This window comes from Salimicrobium jeotgali (assembly GCF_001685435.2).
GTDB lineage: Bacteria > Bacillota > Bacilli > Bacillales > Halobacillaceae > Salimicrobium > Salimicrobium album.
In genome coordinates, this window is sequence record NZ_CP011361.2 from 2,109,848 (window position 1) to 2,126,763 (window position 16,916).

At 49.3% G+C, this 16,916-nt stretch carries 17 protein-coding genes, 1 tRNA gene and 1 pseudogene; 7 read left to right on the forward strand and 12 right to left on the reverse strand.

What is annotated here, in order from left to right:
• Positions 1 to 48 precede the first annotated feature (48 nt).
• Positions 49 to 1,704, reverse strand: coding sequence for an SLC13 family permease (locus AAV35_RS10575; RefSeq protein WP_008588293.1), 1,656 nt, complete (start codon positions 1,702 to 1,704; stop codon positions 49 to 51).
• 174 nt (positions 1,705 to 1,878) lie between these two features.
• On the opposite strand from AAV35_RS10575, the gene AAV35_RS10580 reads away from it, so the two are divergent.
• On the forward strand, positions 1,879 to 3,045 hold the full coding sequence (locus AAV35_RS10580; RefSeq protein WP_008588292.1) for a LysM peptidoglycan-binding domain-containing protein: 1,167 nt from the start codon (positions 1,879 to 1,881) through the stop codon (positions 3,043 to 3,045).
• Between the two features lie 48 nt (positions 3,046 to 3,093).
• On the opposite strand, the gene AAV35_RS10585 is transcribed toward AAV35_RS10580, so the two are convergent.
• The 6 genes from AAV35_RS10585 to AAV35_RS10610 form a co-directional block, all read right to left on the reverse strand.
• Positions 3,094 to 3,672, reverse strand: a complete 579-nt coding sequence (locus AAV35_RS10585; protein ID WP_008588289.1) for an NUDIX hydrolase — start codon at positions 3,670 to 3,672, stop codon at positions 3,094 to 3,096.
• An 89-nt stretch (positions 3,673 to 3,761) separates the two neighbouring features.
• A complete protein-coding gene (locus tag AAV35_RS10590) occupies positions 3,762 to 4,517 on the reverse strand; it encodes a LamB/YcsF family protein (RefSeq protein ID WP_008588286.1) in 756 nt (251 codons plus the stop codon).
• A gap of 4 nt (positions 4,518 to 4,521) precedes the next feature.
• A complete protein-coding gene (locus AAV35_RS10595; RefSeq protein ID WP_008588285.1) occupies positions 4,522 to 5,529 on the reverse strand; it encodes a 5-oxoprolinase subunit C family protein in 1,008 nt (335 codons plus the stop codon).
• Entirely contained in the window at positions 5,526 to 6,227 is a 702-nt protein-coding gene (pxpB, locus tag AAV35_RS10600) for a 5-oxoprolinase subunit PxpB (protein ID WP_008588283.1), read from the reverse strand. Before pxpB ends, AAV35_RS10595 begins: the two co-directional genes overlap by 4 nt.
• A 24-nt stretch (positions 6,228 to 6,251) precedes the next feature.
• A complete protein-coding gene (locus tag AAV35_RS10605) occupies positions 6,252 to 7,475 on the reverse strand; it encodes an NADH:flavin oxidoreductase/NADH oxidase family protein (RefSeq protein WP_008588281.1) in 1,224 nt (407 codons plus the stop codon).
• Positions 7,476 to 7,502: 27 nt separating this feature from the next.
• Positions 7,503 to 8,573, reverse strand: coding sequence for an AI-2E family transporter (locus AAV35_RS10610; protein WP_008588279.1), 1,071 nt, complete (start codon positions 8,571 to 8,573; stop codon positions 7,503 to 7,505).
• A 197-nt stretch (positions 8,574 to 8,770) separates the two neighbouring features.
• On the opposite strand from AAV35_RS10610, the gene AAV35_RS10615 reads away from it, so the two are divergent.
• Entirely contained in the window at positions 8,771 to 9,571 is an 801-nt protein-coding gene (locus AAV35_RS10615; RefSeq protein ID WP_008588277.1) for an alpha/beta hydrolase family protein, read from the forward strand.
• A 12-nt stretch (positions 9,572 to 9,583) separates the two neighbouring features.
• Positions 9,584 to 10,510, forward strand: coding sequence for an AEC family transporter (locus AAV35_RS10620; RefSeq protein WP_008588276.1), 927 nt, complete (start codon positions 9,584 to 9,586; stop codon positions 10,508 to 10,510).
• Positions 10,511 to 10,563: 53 nt separating this feature from the next.
• Here the strand turns inward: AAV35_RS10620 and AAV35_RS10625 are convergent, their stop codons facing one another.
• Positions 10,564 to 11,028 (reverse strand): divergent PAP2 family protein, encoded by a 465-nt coding sequence (locus tag AAV35_RS10625; RefSeq protein WP_008588274.1) that lies wholly within the window; start codon positions 11,026 to 11,028, stop codon positions 10,564 to 10,566.
• A gap of 133 nt (positions 11,029 to 11,161) precedes the next feature.
• On the opposite strand from AAV35_RS10625, the gene AAV35_RS10630 reads away from it, so the two are divergent.
• Positions 11,162 to 11,557, forward strand: a complete 396-nt coding sequence (locus tag AAV35_RS10630) for an RDD family protein (RefSeq protein ID WP_008588271.1) — start codon at positions 11,162 to 11,164, stop codon at positions 11,555 to 11,557.
• Positions 11,558 to 11,579: 22 nt separating this feature from the next.
• On the opposite strand, the gene AAV35_RS10635 is transcribed toward AAV35_RS10630, so the two are convergent.
• Both AAV35_RS10635 and AAV35_RS10645 read right to left on the reverse strand, forming a co-directional pair.
• A complete protein-coding gene (locus AAV35_RS10635) occupies positions 11,580 to 12,170 on the reverse strand; it encodes a hypothetical protein (protein WP_008588269.1) in 591 nt (196 codons plus the stop codon).
• Positions 12,171 to 12,783: 613 nt separating this feature from the next.
• Positions 12,784 to 12,856: transfer RNA gene (locus tag AAV35_RS10645), tRNA-Ala, on the reverse strand.
• 150 nt (positions 12,857 to 13,006) lie between these two features.
• Here AAV35_RS10645 and AAV35_RS10650 point away from each other — a divergent pair.
• The 3 genes from AAV35_RS10650 to AAV35_RS10660 are packed head-to-tail and all read left to right on the forward strand — an operon-like array spanning position 13,007 to position 14,648.
• Positions 13,007 to 13,432 carry a DMT family transporter gene (locus AAV35_RS10650; RefSeq protein ID WP_008588265.1) on the forward strand — a complete coding sequence of 142 codons (426 nt, stop codon included), beginning with the start codon at positions 13,007 to 13,009 and terminating at the stop codon, positions 13,430 to 13,432.
• Positions 13,433 to 13,445: 13 nt separating this feature from the next.
• The gene (locus AAV35_RS10655) at positions 13,446 to 14,144 is read left to right on the forward strand and encodes a Crp/Fnr family transcriptional regulator (protein ID WP_008588263.1); all 699 of its coding nucleotides are present in this window, start codon (positions 13,446 to 13,448) and stop codon (positions 14,142 to 14,144) included.
• 12 nt (positions 14,145 to 14,156) lie between these two features.
• Positions 14,157 to 14,648 carry a DMT family transporter gene (locus AAV35_RS10660; protein WP_008588262.1) on the forward strand — a complete coding sequence of 164 codons (492 nt, stop codon included), beginning with the start codon at positions 14,157 to 14,159 and terminating at the stop codon, positions 14,646 to 14,648.
• A 5-nt stretch (positions 14,649 to 14,653) separates the two neighbouring features.
• Here the strand turns inward: AAV35_RS10660 and AAV35_RS10665 are convergent, their stop codons facing one another.
• Complete coding sequence (locus AAV35_RS10665; protein WP_272947607.1) at positions 14,654 to 15,919, reverse strand: 3'-5' exonuclease; 1,266 nt, start codon at positions 15,917 to 15,919, stop codon at positions 14,654 to 14,656.
• 30 nt (positions 15,920 to 15,949) lie between these two features.
• Positions 15,950 to 16,816 (reverse strand): annotated as a pseudogene (locus AAV35_RS14560) (ATP-dependent helicase); the annotation flags it as partial.
• Positions 16,817 to 16,916: the final 100 nt, after the last annotated feature.

Here is a 16,916-nt window from a genome sequence, read left to right on the forward strand (position 1 = left end):
CATGGAGCCGTACACTCCATGCTTCTTCTTTATTTACATCATCGTTATTCAATTCGGATTCTTGAGCATTTGCGGTACTTCGGTGAGATCGATACCCCATGCCACAGGAAGCCAGAAATAAACGGCGAGGGTTACGATAATGACCCCTACAAAGTTCAAAGCGATACCGGCTTTGGCCATGTCCGGTATGCGCAGATATCCGGAACCGAATACGACGGCGTTCGGAGGAGTAGCCACCGGCAGCATAAATGCCGAAGAGGAAGCTACGCCGGCAGCGATCATAACAGCATAAGGATGCACCCCGAGAGCTACCGCGAGTGACGCCATAATCGGATACATCATATTCGCCGTCGCCGTATTCGAAGTGATTTCGGTAAGGAAGATCACCATCACCGTCACGGCAAGCAGGACGACGAACAGATTGACGCCTTCGAGTATAGTAAGCTGATTCCCGAGCCACTCGGAGAGGCCCGATGCACTGAATCCGCCGGCGATAGCCAGTCCACCGCCGAACAGAAGCAGAATGCCCCACGGCAATTTCACCGCGGTATCCCAGTCCAGAATCCGTCCTCCCTTTTCGTTCTTCGCAGGAATGATGAATAGAATGACGGAAGCAGTAAGGGCGATGACGGCATCATTTATGTTTTCGTTCACGAACTCCTGCAGCAGGAAGGAACGGGTAATCCAGGAGAAAGCAGCCAGTACGAATACGACGAGGATCACTTTCTCCTCAAAGCCCGCTCTTCCTATCGCATCTTTCTCTTTCTTAATGACGTCCCGGCCTCCCGGTAATGTTTTCAGCTTCAGCGGGTAGGCTACTTTAATCAGGTAAAACCATGCAATGAAAAGGAAAGCCCATGCTACCGGCACACCGAACAGCATCCAGCGTGCGAAGGATATTTCCACGCCGTATAAATCGCCGGCAATAGCAGCGAAAGCTGTGTTCGGAGGCGTCCCGATGAGAGTGCTCACTCCTCCGATCGAAGCGGAGTAGGCAATACCGAGCATGAGTGCTTTTCCGAACCCGAAGTTCTCCTTCGATGTATCGATGGAGTCATCGTCTTTCAACTGTTCCGATACCTGGTAAATAATAGCGAGACCAATCGGGACCATCATCATGGCGGTCGCCGTATTGGAAATCCACATGGACAGAAAGCCTGTGGCTACCATAAACCCGAGTATAATCCGCTCCGTATTTGTTCCTATTACGAGAATAATACTTAGAGCAATCCGCTTGTGTAAGTTCCATTTTTCCATGGCGAGAGCGATCATGAACCCTCCCATGAATAAAAAGATCGTATCGTCTCCGTAGGAAGACGCCGTCTCGTCCATCCCGAGACCTCCGGTAAGCGGAAACAGAATGATCGGAAGGAGAGAAGTAAGCGGTATGGGAGCCGCTTCCGTCATCCACCAGCTCGCTACCCAGAGCGTACTTGCGAGTACTGCCTGAGCATCATCCGACATGCCTTCAGGCTGGAAAAACAAAAGTGTAAGTACAAACAAAAGCGGGCCGATGATCAGACCAATCCATTGAACCTTTGAGTAACTTGGACCCCCATTATCGTCATCCGGCCTTGCACTTCGTTCTGAATCGGTCGCTTTCCCGCTGGAGGTGCCACTGTTATTCGGCTTAACGAAAAAACTGAGAAGTTCCTTGGCCTGGTCGTGCTTTTCCCATAGCCAGTTCCACGTTGCTGATATCATATATTGTCCTCCCATTCCTTTATGTATGCGTTATCATTTGACGATTATATCAGAAAGTTGCCTCTTTTTGTTCTTTTTTTTACTTTTAAGTAAAACATTACCGGTGCTTTAAACAGGTAATCTTCTGCGAAAAGGAGTATAATAGAATCACAAATCTATAGTGAGGTGACTGTAATGAGCCGGATAGTGACCATGATCTTCATGACTGTGCTGCTCGTTTTCGGTTCTTTCTCCACTGCCTCTGCTGCAAGTTCCGTGTTCACTATGAAAGGGAACACTTCCTCGAAAACTGTAGCTCTCACTTTCGACGACGGTTCGGACGGTACCAACATCTCTTCCATTCTCAATGTCCTGGACAGGGAAAACGTCACCGCTACCTTCTTTTTGACCGGTTCCGGAGCGAAAAAACACCCCTCTTCCATACGGAGTATCACGCGTGCCGGCCATGAAATTGCCAACCATTCCTACTCCCATCCCGACTTCACTACTATTTCTTCTTCTCAGATGAGAAATGAACTTTCCCGTACGGAAAGTGCTGTTGAATCCATCACCGGCCAGTCTCTTTCTCCTATTTTCCGGGCCCCGTTCGGAGCCGTTAACAGCCGGGTTCTGAACACTGTCGGCAATGCCGGGTATACCCATACTATCCACTGGGATATCGACACTTTGGACTGGAAAGGCTACTCTTCTTCCCGGATATACGACCGTATTATGTCGAATGTCCAGCCCGGTTCTATCATTCTCATGCATACGGGTGCCGGGGCTTCCGGAACGACGAAAGCTATTTCCCGCGCCATCCCTGCTTTAAAACAGAAGGGATACAGTTTCACGACGGTTTCGCAACTGCTCGGCACGACGACAGCTTCCACCCACCGCGTGCAGGCAGGAGACACGCTCTACTCTCTGGCCAGAAGATACGGGACCACTGTGGATGCTCTGATGAAAAACAATAACATTTCGGATGCACGTATGCTTCGTATCGGTCAGGTTCTGCATCTCTCCGGTTCCGGAAACGGAACTGTGGACCCGCCTGCCTCTCAGACTTCCTATACGATAAAACGTGGCGACACGCTTTACAGTATTGCGAGAAGATATAACGTGTCGGTGTCAAACCTTGCTTCTCACAACAACATCTCCAACCCGGCTTATATCCGCACCGGTCAGGTACTGAAAATCCCGGGTACCGCTCAAGTATCCAAAACGCATACAGTCAAGTCAGGGGATACCATGTACCGGATCGCCCTGAACAACCGTGTCACTGTGTCCGCTCTTGCCGCCGCCAACTCCATCTCTTCGCCGTATATCATTTATCCGGGACAGGTACTGAACATTCCGCGTTAAAAAATAAGTGTGTCCCCCGGTTCACGGGCGGCACACTGTACATATCCTTCATCCTTCAGTTTCCAGAAATTTTTCGACGGCATGAATGAGTCTAGGGTAATACGCGTTGCCATGAGGTACAAAGTCATTTTCTTTCAATACCCGCCCTCTCGCCGAATTCACTTCATCCTTATGTCCCTGAAACAGAGCTTTGAAATCCTCCCAGCGTATCCGGTCCATTTCCTCGACCTCTTCCTTCTGCAGGGAGAACTGGGAGAGAGAATGACTGCAGACATAAACATGTTCATGAGCGAATTCCCGGTCGATTCCGATCCACGTATCGAGTACCGCTATTTTTTCCAGGTTTTCATAAGGGATATCAAGACCTATTTCTTCCTTCACTTCCCTAACGCCGTCCGACACAGACTCTTCCGCTTCCAGATGTCCCGCTGCCGTGATGTCATAAAGACCGGGGTAATCCTTTTTTGATGGGCTTCTCCATTGAACGTATACATAGCTATCACCTCCGCAGTAACTTAAAAGCCAGCAATGAAAAACTTCATGCCACTCCCCGGAAGCGTGAGCCTTTTCTCTGTCCATTATTTCTTTGTATTCATACGCGTCCGTAAATACTTTTATGTATTCCATCGTTCTCTCCTCTTACACTTATTGTACTTTTGCTTTTAACTAAAGGCCGGCCGTTCACTGTTTAAAATAAACGGCCGGTCCTCGTCCTGTTATACGTCAGGAGCTTTCATACTTATGTCGTTATCCTCCAGAAACTTACGGATGGAGCGGGTGAAATCCACCGCTTCGCTGTTGTCGCCGTGCACACATACAGAATCCGCCTGTATATCGATAGTCGTTCCTTCCCCGGTTCTTACCCTTTGATGGAGCACCATATCACGGACCTGCTCTAAAGCCTGGTCTCTATCCGTAATTACTGCACCCTTCTCTTTTCTTGGGGTAAGCGTACCGTCATGCTGATACAGACGATCCGCAAACACTTCACTCACTACGGTAAGCCCGGCGTTCTTCCCGGCTTTTAGCAGCTCGCTCCCGGCAAGACCGTAAAGCATCATGCCGCCGGCGTCCCTTACAGCTTCCGCTATCGCCTGTGCCAGTTCCGCGTCTTTGGCAGCCGTGTTATAAAGAGCCCCGTGAGGCTTCACGTGCTGAAGACGAGTGCCTTCCGCTTCTGCGAATGCCTGCAGTGCCCCCGTCTGGTACAACACAAAATCATAAGCGTCCTCGGGAGTTATATCCATCTTCCTTCTTCCGAACCCGGCCAGGTCCGGAAGTCCCGGGTGGGCTCCGACAGCCACATTTCTTTCTGCCGCCATACGCACCGTTTCTTTCATTAAGCGTGAATCTCCGGCGTGAAACCCGCAGGCTATGTTGGCCGAGGTCACATGATCCAGCACTTCCCGGTCTCTCCCTTTATTATACACTCCGAACCCTTCGCCCATATCGCAATTCAAATCGATAGCCATTCTGTTATCCCTCCATTATTTTTCGTTTGACGGATTGTTCACACCGGTACAGCCGGTTTTCGACGGTCAATAACAGTTCCTCAGCCTCCGGGTGAGTGATCATACGGAAACTGACAGCCTCTCCCGGACGCAGCTGTGCTGCTTTCGAGCAGTCCACACTGATGATCTGGGCTATTTTCGGGTAACCGCCCGTCGTCTGCCGGTCGGCAAGCAGAATGATCGGTTCGCCATTCGACGGCACCTGGACGGTTCCGAATGTTACCGGTTCTGACAGAATGTCCTGTGGCTCCCGGAGCGTCAGCGTAACTCCGTCCAGTCTCACACCCATCCGATCGGATTTGCTCCCGGCTTTGTACTTTTCTGTTTCAAAAGCTTCTTTACTTCCGACATCAAATAATTCATAGTGCCTCCCCGGAAATGCACGAAGCTCTCCGGGAGTGCCTATTCGGAAATGGCCGGGGCCGGGGACTCTCCAGGCCGGGTAAGTAAACCCTTTCTCTCTGGAGGACCGACTCAGCCAGTCTTTCACCTCTTCGTTTAGATGACTGGGTTCATTTACCGAAAGTACGTCCCCGCGTTCGAGTTTCCTGCCTTTATGCCCTCCGGCGTTCATACTCAGATAGGTAGAGAAGCTGCCGAGAAAATCCTCTCCGACAAAACCTCCCGCTATCGCTACATACGTCCGGATTCCCCTGGCAGCATTGGAAAAATTGAGGACCTCCCCTTTATCTATATATACCGGTCGCCACATCGGTACACGTTTTCCGTTTATTTCCGGTTTCATATCCGCTCCGGCGATGGATATGACGGCCGGTTCCTCAAACAGTAACACGTCTCCCTGAAGAGTCATCTCCAGTACAGCTGCGCCGGCCTCGTTTCCAACCGCAATATTGGCCAACCGGTAAGCGAATGTGTCCGCCGCGCCTCCCGGACTTGCCCCGTATTTCTGATAGCCTCTACGGCCTGCGTCCTGTATTGTCGTCAAAAGACCCGCTTTCTGCACCTGTATCATTCTTCTCCCTCCAGACGGTTATATTCTTCAGGAGAGACAGGATAAAATTTCACCCGGTCCCCCGGCTGAACGTAGGAAGGAGATTCCCTGTCCGGATTGAACAGCTTAAAAGGTGTTCTGCCGATAAGCTGCCATCCTCCGGGAGACACTACCGGATACACTCCGGTCTGTGAACCGGCTATCCCGACTGAACCGGCCGGCAAGCTGGTTCTCGGAGAATCCTTACGGGAGGTCGCGATCCTTTCGTCCATACCTCCGAGAAAAGGAAACCCGGGAGCGAATCCAAGCATGTATACCAGATACTCGTTGTCGGAGTGACGTTTTATGACTTCCTCTTCCGTCAGTCCATTCTCTCCGGCTACCACAGAAATGTCCGGACCGAATTCCCCTCCGTAACAGACAGGGATCTCCACGGTGCGGTGTCCGCTCCCTTCCCGCGGCTCCGTCGTCTCCACGACCTTCTTCAGCATCTCCGCCACCTGTTCATAAGGGGAAGAATGCTCAGGGTAAAATGCCGGAGCATCATAGTAGACGGCCAGTCCGGTATAAGAAGGTACGATTTCAGATAGCCATGACCACTTTTCTTTCTCCAGCCGGGCCGCGACCGCCTGCACGGACTCATGCGTATCCGGATCGATTTCATCTCCTAAATTAATAAACAGGGACTCATCTCCAAGCGGTTCAATCGTATGTTTCATCGCCGTATTCATCTCCTTTTCCAATCATGCTCTTCGTTTCTGAAAAACTCCCGTGCCGTTTTTCCAAAGCGCAAGAAGCATGGACAGCTTCGGCGAGAAGCACGGCTTCGTCGCTTTCCCTCTTCCCATCCTGTGCAGCTGCTGGCTGTACCACATCACTTCCATCATTCCGGCTTTGTCTACCGGGGGAATGCCGGTCTTAATGGACGGGATTGTAATATCATCCATCTCTTCGCGTAAGATTTTTTGCGGGATATCCGGATCGACCGCAAGGGGACGGGCCAGACCGATCATATCGGCAGAGCCCGAACGAACTGCTTCGATCATTCCTTTCTTCGTGCGAAAGCCACCGGTCACTGCTACCGGAAGGCTGGTCTGATTCTTCAAGGTATCAGCGTATTCCAGAAAGTAGGCTTCACGCTTCGATTTTTCCGACTGTTTCCCTGTCATTACCGCCTTCTCATATGTGCCTCCGGAAATTTCAACGAGGTCTACACCCAGGTCTTCAAGAGTCCGGATTACGTAAAGAGACTCTTCCTCTGTAAACCCGTCCTTCATGAAGTCGGCACTATTGATTTTCACTCCAATCGGGTAATCCTCACCGACTTCCGCCCGCACGGCGCGATAAATCTCTTTTAAGAAACGGGAGCGGTTCTCGATGGACCCTCCCCATTCGTCCTCCCTGATATTATGTCTCGGCGAGAGGAACTGACTGATGAGATAACCATGAGCAGCATGAATCTGTACTCCGGTGAATCCCGCTTCCTTCGCCAGAGCTGCTGTTCTTTTAAAACGATAGATAATTTCTTCTATACCTGCTTTAGTCAATGCCCGTGACGGGGCGAAAAATTTCTGGAAACCCGCCGGAAACGGAACAGCAGATGGAGCCTGTCCTTCTTTCACAAGCCCCCTCACTACCTGTTTCCCGGGATGATTAATCTGCATCCAGAACTCGTTCCCTTCTTTTTTCCCGGCTTTTGCCCAGCGGCGGAAAGCATCCATACTCCCTGAATCTTCCAGCACCACATTCCCCGGTTCCCCGAGCGCATCGCGTGTAACCATCACGTTTCCCGAGACTATAAGGCCGGCACCCCCTTCAGACCAGCGTTTATACAGTCTTATTAGATCTTCCGCAGGGGTGTTCGACCGGGAAGCCATACCTTCACTCATCGCCGATTTCATAAAACGGTTTCTTATGGTAACTCCTCTGTTTTCAAGAAGCAGAGGCTCCTGCAAATAGTGAATCATACATTCCTCCCCCTTCTTTCAGACGGATCAGCTTTTCGATTCCTGATACATCCGGAAATATCTGTAGAAGTTATAAAGCAGCACCTTGATCACGGAATAGAGCGGTACAGCGATAACCATTCCTATGAATCCTCCGAGCGGAGCGGCTACGATAAGCAGAAAGATGATTGTCAGCGGGTGGATATGCAGACGTTCTCCAAGAACCACCGGAGCTACGATATTTCCTTCCAGCTGCTGCACAACTATCAGTGCCACAAGTACGTAAATGACCATTATCGGAGCCTGGGTCAGTGCCACAACAATCGCCGGTATTACACCCAGTATCGGTCCGAAGAACGGTATGATGGCCGTCACCACCACGAACAAACCGAGAATGAGAGCGTAATCAAGTCCGATGATCAGGTAACTGATATACATAAGAACCCCGTCCACGAAGGCGACGGTCGCCTGACCGATAATATACGCAGCCACAGTCTCGTCGAGTCTCCGGAACAGTCTGGTCGCTTCTTCCCTCTTCTCCCCGGAAAAAGGACTGGTAAGAAAAGGAACCAGTTTCCTGCCGTCTTTCAGAAAGAAAAACAGTACAAAAGGAATAATGATAATCACAGTCGCTGCTCCTGCTACTGTTGAAAACGTTTCGGCAAAATGTTCACCTATATCCTGTCCAAGGCTGCTGGCGTATTTGCTGACCTGCTGTTTCAGGGAGTTCGTCGAGAGCATCCCCATATCTTTACCTTCGAGGCCCTGCCTTGCTTCTTCCGCAGTTTTACTCAGCTGATCCGGCAGCTTCGAGATGTTCTTCGCCTGTTCCTCAATAGTGGATGCAAGCAGACTAACACCGGCTGCAATCAATCCTCCGACTGCTGCGAACAGAATAAGAATAGAGGCGAGAAGCGGTATCGATAATTTCCTCGACAGCCATTCCACTACCGGTCTGGTAAGATAAAAAAGAAAACCGGCGATCAGTATCGGATAAAACAGCGTCTGGAATAACGTAAGAAATGGACTGAATATATTTAAAAGCTGCATAAAATAAATAGTGATCAACAATAAAATAAAAGCCGTAATGTATTTGAAATAAGGGTGTTTCCACCACATACGTATCACTCCTTCCTCTTAAATTTTCACTAAATTGTATTTCGTTAAACCGGAAAAGCCCGGCTTTTTCGCCGGGGTGTCCCGTACGGTTATAATTGTTCGCACCCGAACCGGGAAAAGAGTTGCAAGTTTCTCTGTCGGATGAGTTTTCTAAACGACTGAATAAGTGTAATATTCCTAAAGAGAGGTGAAAAAATATGCAAAGAATTTACTATGGAGAAGATATATACCAGTACGGGGAGCTCATGCTTCCGGAAACGCCCGCCCCTCACCCGGTGGTCGTCATTATACATGGGGGATTCTGGAAGGCTGACTTCGATCTCGACCTCACGCGGGAAATAGCGATGGACCTGACCGCTGCCGGATGGGCGACGTGGAACATCGAATACAACAGAATCGGTCAGGATGGTGGAGGATGGCCCGGAAGTTTCCGGGATGTGGCGGATGCTACGGACCATCTGATCCACATTGAACACGAGTATCGTCTGGATCTGGATCGCGTCGTCACACTCGGTCACTCAGCCGGGGGCCATTTCGCCCTCTGGCTTGCAGGCCGGCACAGACTTCCCGACACGAGCGATCTTTTCAAAGAAACCTTTCTGGAACCGGGAGCCGTGGTCAGCCTTGCCGGCATCAGCGATCTTTCCATGATGCATATGATCCACGCTTTCCGTGACCAGGAACTCGCGAAACCTGCGGAAAATCCGACCGCGGAACTTATGGGGGGAAGTCCTTCGGAAGTACCGGATCGCTACAGGGACGGCTCTCCGAAAGAGCTCCTTCCTCTTTCCACTGCGCACATTCTCTTTCACGGCTCCCTCGATGTGAACGTTCCCGTCGGTATGAGTGATGATTATTACGAATGGGCGGAGAACATCGGGGACCCTGTTAAATACATCAGGCTTACGGATACGGAACACTTTATGTTTACAGATCCCTCCACGAGAGCTTGGAAGAAAGTGAAGGAAGAAATGGAATTACTGCTGAAACATCTGTAAGGAGGGGGTTCTATGGCAGAACTGCTGACGATTCTTCTGGACATTCTCCTCCCTGTCTTCATTATCATGGGTATAGGTTTTGTACTTGAGAAAAAATTCAATCTGGATTTGAACACGTTGGCAAAATTGAATATATACTTTCTCGTTCCGGGTTTCATTTTCGTAAAACTTTATGAAACGGAATTCGCCCCGGAGAAATTCCTCGGTGTCATAGGCTTTATCGGCCTGTACGTATTACTGCTTTTTATTATTACGAGAGCTTTCACCCGACTGCAGGGGATGGATGGAGCTAAGGCAACGACAGTATCCAACAGCGTCATCTTCTTCAACTCCGGCAATTACGGCGTACCGGTGAATGATCTCGTTTTTAAAGGAGATCCATTCGCCATGTCGATTCAGGTCGTCGTTCTGACGATGCAGAATGTGATTACCTTCTCCTACGGTATCTTCGCTCTGCAGTCCATTCACATCGGAAAATGGAGAGCGATGGCCGGATATTTCAAAATGCCCGTCCTTTATGCTCTTCTTGCAGGCATTCTTCTTAATGCCGGAGATATTGCTGTACCTGCCTTTCTCTGGGTACCATCCACCTACATAGCCGATGCGATGATAGCGATTGCTCTCGTCATGCTTGGGGCCCAGGTGGCAAAAATTAAGTGGACGACAAATTTCTCTTCCGTTTATCCGAGTCTGTTCCTGCGTCTTCTCGCGGGACCGCTCCTCGCTCTTGGTATGATTTACGTATTCGGGCTTAATGGTGTGACAGCCCAGGCACTCTTTATTGCTTCCGCAATGCCCACCGCCGTCAACAGTGCCGTCATTGCCCAGGAATACGAAAATTATCCCGAGTTCGCGGCCCAGATCGTGCTTTTGTCCACTCTCTGTTCAGCGGTGACGGTTACGTTCGTTATTTATGTGTCGCGGATTATCTGGGGATAAAAAAAGCAGGAAGATGAACCGGGATACACGTTCTTCTTCCTGCTTTTTACGCATTAATGCTCAATTTTAGCGGACCATACGCCCAGGATACCTCCCAATATGGCACCGCCCAGCACTTCCAGGGGCTGATGACCGAGAAGTTCCTTCAGTTCTTTCTCTCTTTCCACGAATTCAAGGCTCGGGATATCCTTTGATATTTTGGAAAAACTGTCTTCCAGTTCATTCACAAGTTTGGCGATTTCACCGGTGTGACGGCGGATGCCCTGAGCGTCATACATAACGATCACTCCAAAAACGACGGCCAAAGCCGTTTCTGTGTGCCGTGAACCTTTATTGGCAGCTATGTAGGAAGCTATAGAAGCCACTCCTGCCGAGTGCGAACTCGGCATCCCCCCGGTCGCAGCCACCTGTTTCACGTCCCATTCCCCGGTCTTTCTGTAGTACGTCCATATCTTTGCTGCCTGTGCAAGACCTATGGAACCGAGAGCCGTAATGATTCCTCTGTTCATATCTTCCATCGTTCTCAACTCCTTCCTTAGTCCCTGTTACCCTTAACGTCTTGCCGTTATGCTTTGAAAAGGATAATTTACTGCAGAAATGAAACTTATCATGTAAGCCCTGCGTACAGATAATAAAAAAGGAGAGATGAAAATGAAACCTGTCACGAAAAAACGTACGTACGCCGTGCTTATCGACATTGCGTTCTCCGGTATCATCAATGCTGCAGCAGAGAATTTTCTCAGAAAAAAAGTGAAAAACGAAGCTTTCCTCACACTCGTTTTGCCGACACTCATTACCTGGGGGATGGAGTACGGGCAACTGAAGTACAGCGGACAGACGCTCGGCTATAAACTGATGGAACTGAGACTTGAAAGTGGAGACGGCTCTCCTCTCACTTCCGGTCAAATCCTCAAACGGATAGCTCACCGGGATTTCGCAAGCAGCATTGCCTACATGAGAGACAGAAAGAACTTTTCGAGAGACGAGGGCAGGAGCCTTGCCCAGGACCGGTTCGCAGGAACAATCGTCACGACGAAAAGCACCTGAATCTTCAGGTGCTTCCTGTTTTTTAATACAATTTCCTTACCATACCTTCCACGGTCGGAGGATCCACCTCGTGATCCTTTTTTCCCCAACGGAAAAAAACGAAGACAAGCATCAGACCTCCAAGCACCTGCACAACTCTCGCGTATACGGACACCTCCGCCGGCACTCCGTACTCGTCCAGACCCATCGTGTACAGCCCCCATATCGTCATGTGGACGATAAGGTATACGGAAGTCCTTGCGAACGTGAGGCGGTGAAAACGCCGGAATCCTTTCTCAAAGAACATGCGGAAGAGACAGAGAGCCGTCCCGAACACAAGCAGGGATACAGGCATCGTAATCAGGATGGAAAACTCCTGAAGCCATACATAATCAAACAGGACACCTGTACCAAAAAACAGGAAAAGGACGAGCAGTGTGTTCCGGTTAAAATGGTCCAGTTTCCTTATAAGGTAGTGGAACCAGTACTCTTTTCTGTTCACCCAAAGCACGAAGCCCGCAGGCAGAATAATCTGCAGAAATCCTTTGCCGATAATGCTTGCGAACAGCGAATAATGGCCGGCAGCACCGGCTGAGAATACGAAAAAGACCAGCAGGAGTAACATCTTCTTCATCCAATCCCTCCACGTTCATGGAATACAGAACAACGAAAAAGCCTACCTTTTAGTTACATTAAATATATTCCTCTTCCCATACTTCGTCAACCGGATCCTTATTCTTACCACAGCCTTTAATTCTTGGAAAACAAAAAACCTCCCCTGTTCCGAGAGAAGGGTTCATGTAAGTGAAGCATAACGGGCTTGAACCGGATACGCTGAAAGAATATTCTTCCGTTTAAATGATCTAACCTGCTTCCTCCAATAACAATACGCAAAAATGGTGTCTTCCCTTATAACGGTTATACGAACAAACCGCTGAGTTATCCTGCCTTCGCTATCTATATAGACTATTTCAACTTTTTGTTTATTAGAAAGACCTCTTTCAAGAACTCCCTCCATAGTTATCTCTCCCCTCTCAAAAAACAGGAACATTTGTTCTTATTATACCACCCAGGGGGCAAATTAAACAAAAATAAGCAGCCTAATCCAAATCGGAAAGACTGCTTATTTTTATGGTTCCATTATTTGATTATCACCTTATTAATAAAAGAAGATGAGGAGAACCTTTTCGCCGCTACCAAACTTCTCACCATAACAAAAACCCCTTGCATAGCAAGGGGTTACATAGTGGAGCATAGCGGGCTCGAACCGCTGACCTCTTGTCTGCCAGACAAGCGCTCTCCCAACTGAGCTAATGCCCCGTAGTTAAAATCCGACAATAATCATTATAACCAAACCTTTTTCATTTAACAAGAGGGAATTTTTATTTTTTCATCAAAAAGGGACATATGTCCTTTATCATAATAGATAAATGTTATTTACTGTTATAAGATAAAAAGGAGGAACGTTTTATGAAAGGTATTTTGTTTGCAGTCATCGCAGGCTTAAGTATTACGATGCAGGGAGTTTTCAATTCCAGTATGAATCAGGTGATCAGCGGCTGGCACACGACGGTCATTGTTCACCTCGTAGGTTTCGTAATCGCACTCACATTCTATTTGACCAAAAGAGACGGAGATATACGCCGCCTCCCCTCCGTCCGACCTCTCTATATCACCGGCGGGACGTTCGGAGTAGTCGTCATCTTCTCGGAACTCTACGCTTTCAATGAGCTCGGGCCTGCTTCTGCCATAGCGATTCTTCTCGTAGCGCAGTTGCTTACTGCTTTCATCGTGGAGATCAAGGGCTGGTTTGAAGAAAAGAAAATCGCGGTGAAAGGGTATCAGCTTCTCGGTGTCGCCTTAATGATTACGGGCGTCGTTCTATTCAAACTGTAAAGGAGTGTCCATAGTGAGAAAACTGTCCGACCCTACCCTTTTCCGGGAGTACGCAACCGCATTCGACTTCGACAACATTTTTTCCTCCGCTTCTTTTGATGCGCTGGAACTGTACGAAATGAAGCAGGGAGAGGTGCTGTGGGAGAAGAATGATACGCTCGACCATCTTTATTTCCTCGTCGATGGAAAAATAAAAATCCACACCAGCTCAGCGGGAGGGAACGGTCTCATACTCCGCTTCAAAAATCCCCTGGCTGTCATCGGAGATGTCGAATACGTGAAAGGGACGGACGTGTTTCATACGGTAGAAGCTGTTACAGACGGGCACCTTATGAAGATCCCCTTCGCCAGGCTCAGACAGGAAGAAAAGGAAAACACAGCTTTTCTCCACTTTCTCCTGGAAGTCATCACCCACAAATTTTACACAGAAGCCCACGCTTCCACTCTTAACATGCTTTATAATACGGACGTGCGTCTGGCGAGCTATCTCTTAAGCCTTACCGATGACGGAAAAGGATCACTGTTCCATGAAGAGATGCGTCCGGAAACGTTGAAAGAGACAGCGGAAGTCATCGGTACCAGTTACCGCCACCTGAACAGGGTGCTTCGTAACTTCGAAGACGAAGGGATTCTTGAAAAACATAGAGGCATCATCAAAATCACTGATATCGATTTACTTCGCCACAAAGCAGAAGGAAACATTTATGAATAAGGAGCTGTTTTTTTGATAGGTATATTATTCTCCATTCTCGCCGGTGTCATGATCAGTACACAAAATATATTCAATACCCGAATGAGCGGTAAAATCGGCTCGTGGGGATCGACGACCGTCGTTCTCGGGCTCGGTCTCATCGCTTCGCTCATCGTATTTACGATTGTCGAGGATACTCCTCTTTTCGCTTTAAGCGGCATCAATCCGATTTTCCTTTTGAGCGGCGTATTCGGGGTGACGCTCGTCTACTGCCTGATGCGGGGGATGGCTATTCTCGGGCCGGCCTACACGGTATCGATCACGATGGTCTCTCAGCTTGCCTTCGCTTCCACCATCGATACGTTCGGGCTGTTTCATTTCGAACCGGTTCCGTTCACCTGGACGAAAGCTCTCGGTCTCTCCATCCTTATGGCAGGTATCCTCATCTTCAAGCTCGGGCACCGGATTCCCGTTCTTCACAGACAGGAGAAACCGAAAGAAACCTATGCACAGGAAGCGAAGTGACCTCACTACGCTTCCTGTTTTTCTTTAGATAGAAGTCCGCGTTCCACGCAGGTTTCAAGCAGCAGTTCCTTATACCCCGCTTCTTCAAAGTGAATGACGATAAGCCCTTCTTTATATTCCATGACGGTGCCCCGCCCGAACGCCTGATGAACCACTTTCGTTCCCGGGTCCATCCCTTCGAGTGCCGAGGTATCCACACGGCTCGCAACTTCCCGGTGATTCGTTTTTTTCGTAGAGCCCGCAATGGTACGCACGTTGTGCAAAAAGGTGGATTCCTTCACCCGCTCTTTCCCTAGGTAGTGGTACGTCAACAGCTCGAGACGGACCCGGGCCCGGGTCATCCCGACGTAAAACAGGCGTGCCGCTTCTTCCATCGCTTCTCTCTCCCCGTCCCGGTAATCCTCAATGTCGTCATTCGAGGGAATGATGCCGTCGACGAGATCGATCATATAAACGGCATCGAACTCAAGCCCCTTGGCACTGTGAAACGTCGTAAGCGTAAGGGAGCTCTCCCTCACGTGGGCGTTCTTCACAATCTCCTCGAGTTCTTTCAGACGGAAAGCGAAATCTTTCAGAGAATCACAGCTCTCGGCAATACGGATGAGTACATCGAGGGTACCGAAAAGCTGATCCGCCCGGAACCCGAACTTGTCCACCATCTTCCGTAACACGCGGTCATAGCCGAGTTTTTCCCTGATCGTCACTATCGCCTCGTCGGGCCTCATATTGTTGATGTCATGGAAGGTCTGTTTCGCTTTCGGAATCGATTTCTTCTGGTACTCCTGAATATCGAGCTGAAGCAGCTGATCGAACAGAGACCCCTTCGTGTTTCTTCCCTTCAACAGGTCCATCTGTTTTTTCGAAATATAAGCATTGAATTTCGTATGGATTCTTTCCAGAATATCGATTCTGCTGTCGTTATAGGAGAAACGGAGAAAGTTCAAAACGTCCTCGACGATCCAGTGTCTGAAGAATTTAGCCTCCGAGTCTTTCATGTAGAAATCGATGCCGGCACGGTCCAGCTGATCGACGAGCGGGATCACGGAAGCGTGATTGCGGTAAAGCACCGCCGTCTCCTCTTTGCTTTTCTCCTGTATCTGCTGTACTACGTAGTCGAGCTGTTTCTCGTCATTCTGGAAAGCATGGATTTCCACGTCCTGCATGGATCCGTTCGGGGTAGTCATCTCTTTTTCGTAACGATCGATATTCCGCTTAATGAACCGGTTGGCTACGTGGACGATTTCTTCGGAGGAACGGTAATTCTCCGTCATCGTGAGGACGGTCGCTTCCGGATACGTCTCCTGAAACCGAAGAAGTTTATCGACTTCCGCTCCGCGCCACCCGAAAATCGACTGATCGTCATCCGCAACGAGACAGAGATTATTCGAAGGGGCCGCCAGCATCTCCACGATTTCATGCTGAACGATGGAATTGTCCTGACTTTCATCGGTGAGGACGTAATCGAACTGCTGCTGATAAACAGAAAGGACATCCGGGTTTTCTCTCAGTATTTCGTGACAGAACGTAAGCATATCGTCGAAATCGAGAAGAGTGACCTCCGCTTCCGACTGCTTGAACGATTCGTACGCCTGGAAGACTTCCTAGGCAGCTTTCGCCTGGCACGGCACCCGCTCCAGTTCTCTCCCCTCAAGCATCCGGTTCTTCACGAGACTGATGTAACTCATCAGATCCTCCATCTCCTCCTCAGTCGCCTGCGTCCCGTTCACATCTTCGTACACTTTTTTCAAAATGAATGTTTTCTGAAGGGGGAGACCGCCCGGCATCCGGCCTTTCTGCCCTCCCCCTTCAATCAACTGGTAGGGGATGTTCTCTTTTCTCATGAACTCACGCACTACTTTGTAGGCGAAACTGTGGATGGTGGAAAACGGTACTTTCACACTGCTCCAGCCGGAGAAATAGTCGTCGAAACGCCGGGACATATCGCGGGCGGAAGCTTTACTGAACGTAACCGCCATAATTTTCTCCGGCGCCACCTTCTTCTCAAACAACAGATAGGCGATTTTCATATTCAGCGTAGTCGTCTTCCCTGACCCCGGTGACGCCAGCAGAAGAAGAGGACCTTCCGTATGAAGGACCGCCTGCTTCTGGGACCCATTCAATTCTATTCCTGTTTCTGTACTCATCCTGTTGAAAAATGTTTCAGACATACTGTTTCTCCTTTATTTTCTGCATTTGAAAAATGACTTCACCGACACTCACTATCGTCTATCATATCACGTCCGGAAAATGAAGATATACCACCGGCTC